We start from the raw sequence: 13323 nt of genomic DNA, 5'->3' as shown, positions 1-13323 counted from the left end.
TAACGAAAATCGTAGAATACCATTATCCCTGCGAGCTGTCGAACTTTTTTTTCGCGTTTTCCAGTAGCTTTGCCCACTGATTCAGCATGTCCTTGGGCGACATGCCGCCTGTCATTACCTTTTGAATCATTGGCTCGACCTCAGACTGAATCTCGGTGTACTGCGGCAAATAAACCGGAACCTGAATTTGCGAGGAACCGTCTTTCCCCGAAACAATCTGCTCCGCCAGTTTCAGGTAGGAGTGGTTGAGATCATCCGAACTTGACGCCGCTCCCACACATACCGGAACCTCACCCTGTGTTTTGCAGCGCGGTACCTGCACCGCTTCACTGCAATAGACCGTCATTGCCTGAAAAGCTGCCTCTTTTACATCGGATTTGGAATTCATACTGACAGACCGCATCGATACAAACCGCATTTGATCTCCGTCAACCGCCCGGGGAAACTGTGCCGCCTGATACCGGGACTGATCGCCATAAAAAGCGGAGGTAATCGACGTGCCCGAGCCGAAATTGTGAAAGATGATACCCGCTTTTCCCGCCTGGAAGGAAGCCGTCAGCTGCGTCCAGCCCTTCACCAGATCGTCCTGTGCCGAATACCGGTTATAAAGACCTAGATACCGCTCCACAAATTCCACATGCTTGGGGGAGTTGATGGTGCATTTGCCGTTTTTGTCGAAATAGTCGGTCATCCCCGAGTAAGCGTACATCAGAGCTTCGAGCGTATTGCTGCTGCCTGGGCCACCGCGCAGTGCAATGCCGTATTGATCGTTTTCCCGGTTTGTCAGCTTCTGCACCGCAGTAAAAAATTCATCCCAAGTCTGCGGAACCCCCAGCCCCACCGACTGCAGCAGATCGGTGCGCACCCACATACCCCACGGCTGCATTGAAAACGGAAGCGTATACAGCAGGTGCTGCTTCGGGTCGTATTCCCGCGCCTGAAGAACAGCGTCGGCATTCAGCGAAGCCTTCTCACTCCATCGGTCATAAAAAGCGTCGAGCGGTTCGTAAAAACCGCTCTTTATGTATTTGGAATCATAAAAGTCTGTAAAATCCGGCGCGGTATCTGACGCAACCGCAACATCGAGCTTTTGCATAAAGGTCGGGATATCCCCCGGAATTCCCAGGTAATCCAAGGTGATTTCGGGATGCTTCTCCTTCAGGATCTGCTGAAAGCGAATAAAATCCTGATCGCGCTCCGGTGTAGTACAGTATGTCCAGAACTTTACGGTCGTTTCAGGAGGGCCGCTCGCCGTACTCTCATTCAGTGGAGCAGCGGCCGGTCCGGCGCAGCCCGCGAGCAGGAACAAAACCGTCGAAAGGAGCAAGCATGCCGCTTTATCTGCCGTTTTTCTCACACCGACATCCCCCTGACTCAAAACTTTGCACAACTTAATTATAAAAACTTTAATATGATTTGTCAAATAAATATAAAATTTTCACTTAGGTCTGCAATGATCGAGGAAATGCCATTCGCATTTCTCAGGTTGCAAACAAAATAACAAACCGCCGAAAGTCTCAGGCGGCAAGTGCTGCAAAGGGAGTCACAGACTTTTAGTATGTGACTGATATTTGCAGGGTGCGGCCGGCGCAGTCAGCAAAATAATGAAATAATTTTACTGTTGCGCGACGCTTCGGCGGTCCGGGAAATGCTATTCACATTTCTTTTTGATTGCAACCTCTTTTTCCTGGTACTTATACGGAACGAAATACTCCTTATGGCCGAGGCGCTCGGCGTTGGTCGGCTCACCGGAACAGATTCGAATTACCTCGTCGCACAAAGTTTCACACAGCTGCTCCAAAGTAGCTTCGCCACTCAGCGCTGGCCCGGCGTTAAAATCCATGTCTCCGCTCATGCGGTGGAACGTGGTGCTGTTCCCAGTGATTTTATAAACCGGAGCCACCGCACTGCCGACGATGTTCCCGCGGCCGGTCACCAGAAACACCAGCTGACAGCCGCATGAAATCAAATCCATAAGTCCCTCGTTATCGTTGGGGTTCGTGTAACCAAACCCCATCCAGTACGGGTCTGGCGTGCTGTCGAGCAGCCAAAGGCCATTCCTCGGCGGAGACTGGGAGACCTTGATTACGCCGCTGATAGGACGGCTGCCGCTTTTAATCACGGCACCCATGCTCTTCTCTTCAATGGAGGAAAGTCCACCGGCGAAATTCCCGGGAGAAACGGAATATTGACGCACCGATTTACAGTATTCCAGTGCCTTATCATAGGTAAAGGCCAGCTGCTCCCGAGCGCAGTCGTCTGCGGCACGCTGCACCAGAAGATCTTTCAGCCCTACCGCTTCCACAATTTCTTCGAAAATAGCGGTACCGCCCAGATCAACCAGCTTATCGTAAAAGCGCCCGACCACCACATTTCCAGCCAAGCCGGAGGTATAATCGGAACCGCCGCATTCCGCGCCGACAATCAGGTCGGAAAAGCCCATTGGAGCAACAGGCGTTTGTTTCAGCTCTTCGAGCAAAAGTCGCGCCTGCTGCAAACCATATTCGATAGAGGGCTCAGTGCCGCCATGCTCCTGCACAAAAAACCACTGCGCCGGCTTCCCGGCTTCCTGTGCTTTTTCTGCCAGGTACTTCGGCTGCACATACTCGCAGCCAAGGCCGACGGCCAGCACGCCCCCCACGTTCGGGTGGCGGATCAGTGCCAGCAACAGCCGCACTGCGTATTCGTTGTCGCAGCAGCCGTCAAAGCCGACGACATCCACATCGCTGTTGTCGATTCGGCGGGCGATCTCTTTCGCAACATGCGACGAGCATTCCACTGTGTAAACGACCAGCAGCTTATTGCGAATGCCCTTCCTGCCGTCCTGGCGAAGATAGCCTTGCCAACATACATTCTGAAACTCTTTCATCTCTGCTTCTCCACGTTAATCATAGTGCGTATCCGTCGGCGCACCGGTTACAACGTCCAGGCTCGACGATCTTGCGTCATACAGACTCTTCATATTGTGCAGGTGTACCCACTGCCCCGTTTTGATCTCCTTAGTGGCACACCCGATCACTACACCGTATTTTACGATGTTCTCGCCCGGTGCAATATTGCGAAGCGCAAGCTTGTGCCCGGCCGGTATCTCCTCGGCAACGACAACGCTCTGCTGGGACGGGTCGCCGTGGGCGGCAGCATTGCCCGGAACAAGAGCCTCAAGTGCAGTGGCCACATTATCTGCTTTCTCGATCTGGAAAACGGCCTGCTCGGTCATACCCTCGGCCCCCTTTACAAGATGCCGAATTTGGCAAAGGCCGCGGTCGCGGTCATGCCGCCCTCAATCGCTTTTCTGACCAGCTTTTCCCCCGCCGCTTTTTCCAGTGCTTTTTCGAATACTTCCGTTTCGTATTTCTTTGGAATGATCAGCACGCCGTCGATGTCGCCGAACACGATGTCACCGGGGTTAACCCATACGTCGCCGAATTCGATCGGACAGCGGAAATCCACCACCTGCGTTCTTACGGAGGAATCCTGCGCGTAGCAGCCACAGCTGAACACCGGCCAGTTCTGTTCAAGCACCTGCGGGGTGTCGCGATGCCAGCCGTTCACGACAGCGCCTGCCGCCTTTCTGGTTCTGGCGGTGGCTGTAAGCAGCTCGCCCCAATAAGCACAGCGCTTTGTGCCGCCGGTGGCAAGATAAATCTCGCCCTCCTCCAGCTGGTCGAGGGCTTCTGTCAAAAGGCCGAACGGCTTTTTCTGCGGACCGTACACATCGATCATCAGAACCGGCATTGCCCGGCCCACCAGCTTCATGTCGTCGCGCAGGGGACGAACATTCTGCGGAAGAAACTGATGGTAGCAGCCGAGGCCGTCCAGAATATCTCCCACAACAGGGGTATACAAGCGCTCCTTGACGAGCGCAAACAGTTCTTTATCATTATTCCATTGTGCCATGATGAAATCCTCCCAACTGTTCTTTGTTAGAAACCGATCAGAGCGCCGCCGTCCACCGGGAGCGCAACGCCGTTGACAAATTTTGCGGCGGGAGAGCAAAGGTACACAACCGCCCAGCCGATATCCTCCGGGTCACCGAACCGGTTCATCGGCGTTCTGCCGAGAATCTTCTGCTGGCGGGGCGGATCGTTGTCAACCGCCTTGTGGAACATGGGCGTGTCGATCCAGCCGGGTGCGACTGCGTTGACACGGATGCCATCTGCGGAAACCTCGGCGGCCAGCGACCGAACCATCCCAAGGAAGGCGGATTTCGCGGCGGCATAGCCCATAACATAGGGCATTCCGATAAAGGAGGTCATGGACGCCGTAAAGACGATGCTACCCTTTTGGTTTTTTCTCATATGCGGAACGAACGCGCGGGTAAACGCATAGGAACCAACCACGTGAACATTGAGCACATCGGTAAAATCCTTCACAGACATTTCTTCAATGGGCTTTTTGCAGTGATTGCCCGCATTGTTGCACAGGATGGTCACTTCACCGTGTTCCTTGACGATGCGGTCTGCCATTTCCTGCGCGCGGTCGGTATCGGTTACATCATAGGCATAATAGCTTGCGCTGCTGCCCAGCTCTTCGCAGGCTTTTTGAAGTTTTTCGGTATCTCTGGCCAGAAGAACAACTTCCGCCCCCGCGGCTACCATACACTTGGCCATTGCAAACCCAAGGCCGGTCGCTCCGCCGGTAATAACGGCACGTTCCCCCTTGAGAGAAAACATATTCTTAAATTCTTCGCTCATTTTTATCTCCCTTTCCCCATTTTGGTTAAAACAAAAATACCCGGAAAAACAGCTGTCTTCTCCCCCGCCTTCGGCAGAGGAGAAGCAGATACTGTTTTTTACAAGGTCAGTACTTTATAAGACACGCAGTTCTTTTCGATCAGCTCCCAGTCCAGCTCCGCGCCGATGCCCGGTGTTTTGGGCACAGTGATGATGCCGTGCTCGTCGATCGGGAGCTTGCCCTTCATCGGGAACTGGAAGCTCTCTTCCGGCACAAAATACTCAAAGAAGCGGCAGTTGCGAATCGCGCAGGAAACATGCAGATTGACGATGTCCATATAGGTCATGGTTGTGGTATGAACTTCACAGCGCAAGCCGAAGCTGTCTGCCAAGTGGGCGATCTTCAAGGTGCCGGTAATGCCGCATTTCCAGGAAACGTCGGCACGCACAATATCTGCCGCGCGCTGGCTGATCACCTGCGCCACGCCCCAGTGAGCGCCACGCGTGGTTTCCGTTGCGGCAATCGGAATATCCAGCTTTTCGCAGAGGACTTTATATTTGTAAAGCTCAAAATCACGGAACGGCTCTTCAAACCACAGGTAATTCAGCTTCTCCAGCTGGCGGCCTACTGTGATCGCTTCATCCAAACTGTATTCGCCGACAGGATCGCTCATCAGGCCCATATCGGGGCCTACGGCCTCACGGAGCTTCTGGTGGATTTCCATATCAAACTCATAGGGGCCGGGTGGATGCGCCTTATAAAACGGAATGCCCTTGTCACGATAATACAGAGCTTCATCCACATAGGCATCAACCGTATCATAAAAGAGACTGCTCGCGTAAACCGGCAGACTTTCACGGTAGGCGCCTATGTATTGGTACAGAGGAAGACCAGCCGCCTTAGCGCAGATGTCCCAAAGAGCTACATCAACAGAGCCCGGAAGAAAGACCGGGAAAAACGCCTCGTGACGGTCCAGATTCCAGAAATCATAGAAGATTTTCTCTCTTTCATACGGGGAACGGCCCATAACCATTGGAGCAACCGTATCACAAAGGTACGACTCCGTCACCTGCCCGGAACGAGCCGCCATAGCGGTGGCGATTCCTTCAATCCCGGTATCGGTCGTGAGCTTAATTACAACAACGTCCCAGGGCATTTTCCCGCCGCCCCTTCTCTTTTCGTCAAACAGGCATTGATCCCGTTTCACCCACCACGATTCAAACTTAACGATTTTCATTTTTGCTCCGCCTTTCTCTTTGGGCTGTAAAGAAAAAACGTTTTCTCTATTCTCGCCCCTATTTTAGCATTATAACTAATCGAAGTCAACAATATTGAAATCTGATTTCTATAATATACAATTATAATTTTTAGAAATCAGGATCAATCGAAATGATATTAGAAAAACGTTTCTTTAAATACAGACAATTTTCTTTCTTTCTTTTTGTATTCATGTTATATTTAAGGATAAGCAATCTTACTTGAACAGGATGGTTTTTCCCTTACCGAAGGCGAAGAAAAAACAAATCCATTTTTATAATCTGTAATATTTTAAAATTCAATTCTGCGAAAGGAATCGGTATGAAAGACAAAAAAGCAACCTTAAAGGATATTGCGGCGGAGGCAGAGGTTTCTCTTTCCACTGTACACAAAGCGCTTTACAATAAACCCGGCATCAGTGAAAGAGTAAGGAAAGAGATTGTTACCATAGCCGACAGCATGGGCTATAAAACCAACTATGTTGCTTCTTCCCTGAAACGCAAGCTGCTGAAAATCGCTTTTGTGATGCCTCTGCCGAACTCCGGCACGAACCGCTATTATTACCGGGACATCTGGAAGGGAATGCGCGCCTTACAGGCCGAAGCAGCCGAGTTCAATATTGAAATTCTCGATTTTGGTTTTTCCGGGCCGCTCTCTAACCTACCGAAGCGCCTGGAGGAAGTATACGAGAACCATTCTGATGAAATCTCCGGTCTGGTCACACTCGCGGTAGATAGCCCAGCGTTTACTTATTTTATCGATCAATTTGCAAAAAAAAACATTCCCTCTGTTTTCATTGTGTCGGATCTGCCGCAGGCCAAACGCCTTTGCTGCGTGCGCGCACAGGATTTGATGGCCGGCAGTCTGGCCGCCGAGCTGATCTCCGGCTTTACCGGGAACCAAGGCAAGGCCCTGGTGGTTTCGGGAGACATGATGGTTTCGACCCATTACATGAACGTTACCGGCTTTGAGCAGTATTTCAAAAATACAGACAACCGGATGGAAGTCATCAAAATCTACAACCGCAGCGATACGGAACATTTATACCGTGAGCTTTTGGGGCTGCTGAAAGTCGACCCGGAGATCAGCGCGATCTACTCCTGCACAGCTACCAATACACTGCCCGTCTGCAAAGCGGTTTTAGATGCGGGCCGGGCGGGAACGGTGAAGGTGATTGGGAGCGATCTCTTTCAGGAAAGCCGAGAGATGCTTTTGCAGAACGTGCTGCAGGCAATCATCTACAAAAAGCCGTTTCAGCTTGGCTACCTCGGCTGCAAGGCTCTGTTTGACTTTCTGGCAAAAAACGAGTTCCCGGCAAACGACAGCATCTTTATCGAGCCGATCATTGTGGTAAAAAGCAACCTCGCCTTTTATGAAGGCGACATTACCGCGGACAATGCCTATGAAAACGCCTGACTATTAAACTTGATAACCGCTCCATTTTTGCGGCGATTTTAAAACCGAAAACGGTGACTGCGGATGTGTTCCGTCAATCACCGTTTTTCTGTTGTCAGAGATCCAAGTCGTTCCCATCTGAAACGTTGTTCCAAAACACCGCTGAAAACAAGCTAATTTGGCAAAATCTGAAGACATCATCCCTTGAGAGCGCCTTCCATAATCCCGCTGATAAAGTACTTCTGCATGCTCAGGAAGATAATCAGCAACGGAATCAGGGACAATATGATGGTTGCCGTCAGCGTGCCGTACTGCCAAGAGGCCGCCTCGTCACGCAGGAAGGTAATACCGACCGGCAGCGTCTGCGCCCGTGCAGTTGCGGTAAGGGTTCTGCCGTAAGTAAATTCACCCCATACATTAATAAAGGTGAAGATGATAACAGTGGCAATACCGGGCTTGACAACCGGGAGCATAATTTTGGAAAAAACCTGCCAGTTGTTGCACCCATCGATCGTTGCAGCCTCACCCAACGTATTTGGAACATTGTTGAACTGGCCGCGCATGATAAACACAGACATGGGAAGATTGGTCGCGATATACGGCAGAATCAGGCCCCATGCGGTATCGATCAAGTCCATTTTGGACTCCATAATATAAATCGGAATCAGATAAATGACATAGGGAAGCGTCAGAATAAACAGGACAAATCCCAAGTAAATATTTTTAAACTTGAAGTCCATTTTTGAGAACGCGTACCCCATCGACGCGCTGAAAATAACCGTGGCCAGCACGCTCCACAGGGAAACGACCACCGAGTTTCTGAAATACTTTAGGAAATCGCCCATTTGCGTGACCACCTTAACATAATGCTCAAAGGTAATCTTGCTGGGGAGAATCGTTAACGTGGCCGCATAGATTTCGTCGTTGGTTTTCAGTGAGGTGAGAAACGTCCACAGGAATGGAATAATAAAAACAAAGGCAGTTAACAGCAAAAAAACAAAAAGGATGAAACTGACCGCCAGATTTTTTTCTTTCATACCTTCACCTTCTTTATCTTTGCGTCGTCCCCTCTGTTGAGGAACATGTTAATCACAGAGAGCAATAGAATTACAACTCCCATGAAATATGCGATGGAAGAGGCATACCCCATTTCAAAATATTTAAATGCATTGATCCATGTATACTGATACAGCACCAGAGTAGAGGTTCCGGGGCCGCCCTGCGTCATGATGAAGGGCTGCTCAAAGACCTTAACCGCCTGAATGATTGCCCAAATACCACAGATCACATAGCTTTCTTTCAAATTTGGAAGCGTAATATGTACGATGCGCTGGTACGCGTTGGCGCCGTCTACACGGGCAGCCTCCATAATATCGTTTGAGATTGCCTGAAGCCCTGCCATAAAGAGGATGACCAGCATACCGATGTTTTTCCACAAGCTGACCACGATAATACTGACCATGGCCCAATGACCGTCACCCAGCCAGTTCTGAGCCCAGGCGTTCTGGTGCAGCACATCTACCAGGAACCAGTTCAGCAAACCGTACTGCTCATTCAAAATCCACTGAAAAATGATACCTGTCAGGGACAGCGGCACGACCACCGGCAGAAAGATGCAGGTTCGGAAGAAGCCCGATCCCTTAATCCCTTTATCCAGCATCATCGCCAGAATCAGAGAGATGATCATAACACCCGGCAAAAACGCAATCGTGAATATAAATGTATTCCAGAGTGCATCCATAAAATAAGAATCGGAAAACATTTTAACGTAGTTGTTAAAGCCAATAAAGATCGGCTTTGGATCAAAGCTGAAATTATACTGAGTAAAACTTAAATAGAGAGACCGAAATAACGGATACCCCATGTACAATGCCACAAAAAGAAAACCCGGAAGCATAAATGCATAGCCTGGAACTTGTTTTTTGAGGCTGAGTGAAAGCTTGTTTTTCATTTTCATTCCTCCGCCGATTTCATCAGAAGCCTAAACACGATCAGCCACTCCCTCGCTCAGGGAACGCGTACAGGGGTGCCTCCCCTGTACGAACGTCCTGAACGAAACGATTTCTTACTTCTTACTGAGGCCGGTTGTCAAATCTAACGTGCCAATCAGCTTCTTGAGGTTGCTCTGTGTATCCTCTACACTCTGGTCTCCCTTGATGCATTTTTGCAGTTCAACCTGAACGCCGGTATCCAACTTGGAGAAATCTTTGTACAAAGGTGTTGTAACTGCGGATTTGGTCGCCTCAACAACGGTAGGCCAGTCTGCATTTTCAAGACCCTGGTAGTGTGCGAGCAGCGGAGACATTTTGCCGTAGGTGTTCAGCGCCTGAACGTGGAATTCTGTCTTGAGCAGCTCTTCTTTAATGAAGAGTTTCGCAAGCTCGATCTTCGGAGAAGCCTTCGGAATCACCGCGCCGTGGATGTAAACCAGAGAGCCGTGCGTATCGGTGCCGGGAATCGGCATAACGGTTGTGTTGTCTTTTCCCACGTTTTTCTGGCACTCAATCCAACGGGAAGCCGCGGTCATCAGCATGGCAACCTTACCGGCCTTAAAATTGGTACGTCCGGCATCCATGTCCGCGAAAGTATCGATTGGAGTGTAGCCGTCCTTTACCAGCTTGTTCCAGCTGGTCAGCAGGCCCTTGGATTCGGCACTGGTAAAATCAATGGTTTTGCCGTCGGACTCATAGAAGTTGCCCTTGATTCCCTGCAGAGCGGAGAGATAAGAGTACGTCATAAAGTTGCTGCCCCAGTCGATGGAAAGACCGGTCTGAACGGTTTTGCCGTCCTTCACAACAGTCGCTTTTTTCGCATACTCGTAAAGCTCATCCCAGCTCTTGACGGGAGTAATTTTGCCGTTTGCATCGGCAAGGCCGGCTTTCTTCATCAGGTCTTTGTTGGCAACGATGAACATCACCTCGCCGGTGATCGGGATCATGTACTGCTTGCCTTCCACATTACCCAGCTCAAGGAACGCAGGGAAGAATTTATCCTTCGCGAGATCGCCGGTAAAGAAATCGTCACCGAAATCGACGATGTAATCCTTTGCGGCATACTGAACTGCGTGTTCACGGCTGCCGCCGATCGCAATATCGCAATTTGTTTTGCCCTGAGACCATTGCAGCATGTTGGTCGTAACGTCGGCATTATCGACCTTGTTGTAAGTAACGGTTACGCCGGGGTGCTTTTTCTCAAAGTCAGCCTTAATCCCCTCGAAATCGTACTTACCCATCATCCATGCCTGCGTTGTAACGCGAAGCTCGCCGGTCAGCTCATCGCTAGCCGCTCCCGAAGATGTGGAACCTCCCTGTGCAGCAGAGCTACCGCTTGATCCGGAATTACCCGCGCATGCCGTTGTAGAAAGCATCAGCGCCGAGGCCAGTGTTAAAGCCAAACCTTTTTTGAACCCTTTTTTCATAACAAATCTCCTTCCTCAAAAAACATATCATAACTTGCAGGCTTTCCCAGATAAAACCTGCGAGCTATTGCTGAGTAATAGTTGGTTTTCGGACAGCCAAGTCAACTAAAATCACAATTCTATGTATGGAATTTATATGCAAATTATTTCATGCTTTTATTATATAATAATAAACCAAAAATAATATAGAATATTTTTAGCTATTTTGTTTGATATCTTTCAAATTTAATGGTATGGATCTTAATGAAAAAAGAAAAGCCGCATGAATTCTAACATTCATGCGGCTTACGGAAAAAAACTTGTATTTTTGGCGTCCTGCCATAGGCGCCGAGGATTATTATAGATTGATTATAGAGATATCTTCATTCCACACAAGAGTATGGTTTTTGCCGCTGCGCTTCGCGGCATACAGCGCTTCATCGGCTGCGGAAAAAAATTCACGCCGGGCTCCAAACCGCTTTGCATCGTAACGGGCAATCCCGATACTGACCGTGGCTGGAGTTTGATGGCCGGTCGCCCGAGCGGCCTCCTCAAAGCTCTGCCGAATCGATTCGGCCAGCGCAACATCCTGATCGGGAATTCTGTTGGTGATCACGGTAAACTCCTCACCCCCGTATCGATACGCAATTTCATCCCCCTGGAGATTGGCTTTCATACAGTCTACCAGAAGCATAATAATTTCGTCCCCGGCATCGTGTCCATTTTGGTCGTTCACCTGTTTAAAGTCATCGATGTCCATAATAATCAATGAAAACGGTTCATAATTCTGATGATGATCCTGAATCCGCATGCTCAGCCTTTCATAAAAGGTCGCATGATTATACAGCCCGGTGAGCGAATCCAGCTTGGTGCGCTCATGTGCGCACATAATGCTGTTCACCAAACTATTTTGACGGCGCAAGCTCATTTTTGCGGACATATAGCAGGCAAGAATGATGGCCGCAGCGGTAAGAACATTCCTAAAATCCGGCCTGTCAATATAAGAAACAGAGTCGTATGTACGATACAAAAGTACAATATACAGTATATACAGAGCAAAATTCAGGCAAAAGGCGCCACGCAGCAGGTTGTCGTCAATATAAAAAAGCGCCAACAATACAGGGAACGCAAAAATCATATAGATGACCTGCACGGCATTATGTGTCCAGGCAAGCATAAAGCAAAGCAACGATAGACAAAAAAGATATAGGTAAGCCTGTATACTGTATTTGCCCTTAGCCAACAGCCTTCGAGATACCATATGAGTAACCGCAAGAATTGAAACATTGATGAGCGTTGGAGCAACGATATAAATCAGAAGATATTCTTCCGTATTCGCTGCTCCGCCACTCAATTTTTTGAGTGCGAAAATCGCCAGCTCTACGATTATCACCATGGCTACAAAAGTCCACGTTAGATGCAGCATGCGATTGCCCCATACCTGATATTCCAACTCTTTTTCAAAGCGTAACTTTACTATATTGGGAGGAGATTTTTGAAACTTCACCAGTACGCACCCTTCAAACCAATTGATAACTAAGTTTTCAGACAACACACCGCCATGACTAAAAAAACAAAAATTGCCACTAATAAAGAAATTTATTCTTATTTTAAGGATAACACTCTTGATGAAATAAATCAATCATTTTTCCAAAGCGAATCAAGAGATGCAGAATTTTCCATTTTATTGGGTTTTCTGAACTTTTGCTCTCAAAATAGCGCTCGCTCCTGTGGCAAGAATATTGCTGTTCCGCTGCCGGCCGCAATCCTTTTCACTGATTTTTGCACACCTCTAGTGGGGTGTGCGTTTTTTGTTATAAGATGTGCAAAGTCCTTTTTATGGTACCAGTCAGGTAATATAATTAGATAGTGGAAGCAGTATAAAAAATAGGATGAAACACCCAATTTTGAGTGATTCACCCTAAGTATTAATTGTTGCGTTGACAAGCAATTTTTTCTTCCCACCATCCAAATGCTATTCGTCCTGATGCTGCAATATTGGGATTTTCCGTTATAGATAAAAATACCAGAAATGAACCCCCGGGAGGGAATATTAATTTTCCATTCTCCACTTCGACCAAGGTCGTTCCCGGCTCGCCTCTTCTGACAAATGCTTTTACTCCTCCAGTTGGTTCACCAATAACATTTGATGCTAACTCTAACTTTACCCTAGGTCTTGGAATAGGCCGGATGGCTGTATTTGAAGGGGTTACAAGATCGGATTCAGAAGACTTGCCCGGAGCGGTTGAATTAAACCAGAATTGAGCGCGAAAGGGTGATTCTGATATATCTGTTACAGTCCATACATTAACATGTAAATTTACACCAGACCCGCGTGGATTGTATAATCTTGCCCATGCACTGGTACCATTTCCTAGGCTTAAGTTATCAGCATAGCCAATAAAGTATTCCCCTTTAAGAGACTCATATAGCTCAATTGGAATATTTACACATTTATTATAATTGTATTGATAATCGCAACCACTTCTTAAATCCAGCATAAGTTCACCTTTTCGATAGGAATTTTTAATAATTGCACTACTTGTATATTATGTTGGATATGTAGTAGCAGTGAATGATAATAATTTTTAGAACTCAGC

General features: G+C 48.5%; 12 protein-coding genes. 1 reads left to right on the top strand and 11 read right to left on the bottom strand.

Annotated features, from left to right (window positions below; translation table 11 throughout):
* Positions 1–22: 22 nt before the first annotated feature.
* The 6 genes from QOS46_RS01790 to QOS46_RS01765 form a co-directional block, all read right to left on the bottom strand.
* The gene (locus tag QOS46_RS01790; protein ID WP_283606826.1) at positions 23–1357 is read right to left on the bottom strand and encodes an ABC transporter substrate-binding protein; all 1335 of its coding nucleotides are present in this window, start codon (positions 1355–1357) and stop codon (positions 23–25) included.
* A 294-nt stretch (positions 1358–1651) separates the two neighbouring features.
* Positions 1652–2869, bottom strand: a complete 1218-nt coding sequence (locus tag QOS46_RS01785) for a UxaA family hydrolase (RefSeq protein ID WP_283606825.1) — start codon at positions 2867–2869, stop codon at positions 1652–1654.
* 15 nt (positions 2870–2884) lie between these two features.
* A complete protein-coding gene (locus QOS46_RS01780) occupies positions 2885–3217 on the bottom strand; it encodes a UxaA family hydrolase (RefSeq protein ID WP_283606824.1) in 333 nt (110 codons plus the stop codon).
* A 14-nt stretch (positions 3218–3231) separates the two neighbouring features.
* Positions 3232–3897 carry an RraA family protein gene (locus QOS46_RS01775; RefSeq protein ID WP_283606823.1) on the bottom strand — a complete coding sequence of 222 codons (666 nt, stop codon included), beginning with the start codon at positions 3895–3897 and terminating at the stop codon, positions 3232–3234.
* 26 nt (positions 3898–3923) lie between these two features.
* Complete coding sequence (locus tag QOS46_RS01770; RefSeq protein ID WP_283606822.1) at positions 3924–4694, bottom strand: SDR family NAD(P)-dependent oxidoreductase; 771 nt, start codon at positions 4692–4694, stop codon at positions 3924–3926.
* A gap of 98 nt (positions 4695–4792) precedes the next feature.
* Positions 4793–5911 (bottom strand): enolase C-terminal domain-like protein, encoded by a 1119-nt coding sequence (locus QOS46_RS01765; RefSeq protein ID WP_283606821.1) that lies wholly within the window; start codon positions 5909–5911, stop codon positions 4793–4795.
* 341 nt (positions 5912–6252) lie between these two features.
* Between QOS46_RS01765 and QOS46_RS01760 the strand changes: the two genes are divergently transcribed.
* On the top strand, positions 6253–7347 hold the full coding sequence (locus QOS46_RS01760; RefSeq protein ID WP_283606820.1) for a LacI family DNA-binding transcriptional regulator: 1095 nt from the start codon (positions 6253–6255) through the stop codon (positions 7345–7347).
* 176 nt (positions 7348–7523) lie between these two features.
* On the opposite strand, the gene QOS46_RS01755 is transcribed toward QOS46_RS01760, so the two are convergent.
* The 5 genes from QOS46_RS01755 to QOS46_RS01735 all read right to left on the bottom strand — a co-directional run bounded on the left by QOS46_RS01755 (position 7524) and on the right by QOS46_RS01735 (position 13224).
* The gene (locus QOS46_RS01755) at positions 7524–8363 is read right to left on the bottom strand and encodes a carbohydrate ABC transporter permease (protein ID WP_283606819.1); all 840 of its coding nucleotides are present in this window, start codon (positions 8361–8363) and stop codon (positions 7524–7526) included.
* Positions 8360–9277, bottom strand: a complete 918-nt coding sequence (locus QOS46_RS01750) for a carbohydrate ABC transporter permease (RefSeq protein ID WP_283606818.1) — start codon at positions 9275–9277, stop codon at positions 8360–8362. Before QOS46_RS01750 ends, QOS46_RS01755 begins: the two co-directional genes overlap by 4 nt.
* Before the next feature lie 114 nt (positions 9278–9391).
* Positions 9392–10744, bottom strand: a complete 1353-nt coding sequence (locus QOS46_RS01745) for an ABC transporter substrate-binding protein (protein WP_283606817.1) — start codon at positions 10742–10744, stop codon at positions 9392–9394.
* Between the two features lie 337 nt (positions 10745–11081).
* Positions 11082–12365: a GGDEF domain-containing protein gene (locus QOS46_RS01740; protein WP_283606816.1), complete on the bottom strand. Its 1284-nt coding sequence runs from the start codon at positions 12363–12365 to the stop codon at positions 11082–11084.
* Between the two features lie 286 nt (positions 12366–12651).
* Positions 12652–13224: a DUF6143 family protein gene (locus QOS46_RS01735; protein WP_283606815.1), complete on the bottom strand. Its 573-nt coding sequence runs from the start codon at positions 13222–13224 to the stop codon at positions 12652–12654.
* Between the last annotated feature and the right edge of the window lie 99 nt (positions 13225–13323).

It is taken from the genome of Faecalispora anaeroviscerum (genome assembly GCF_947568225.1).
In the GTDB taxonomy this organism is placed as follows: domain Bacteria; phylum Bacillota; class Clostridia; order Oscillospirales; family Acutalibacteraceae; genus Faecalispora; species Faecalispora anaeroviscerum.
This window is presented reverse-complemented; position numbering and strand designations above follow the sequence as displayed.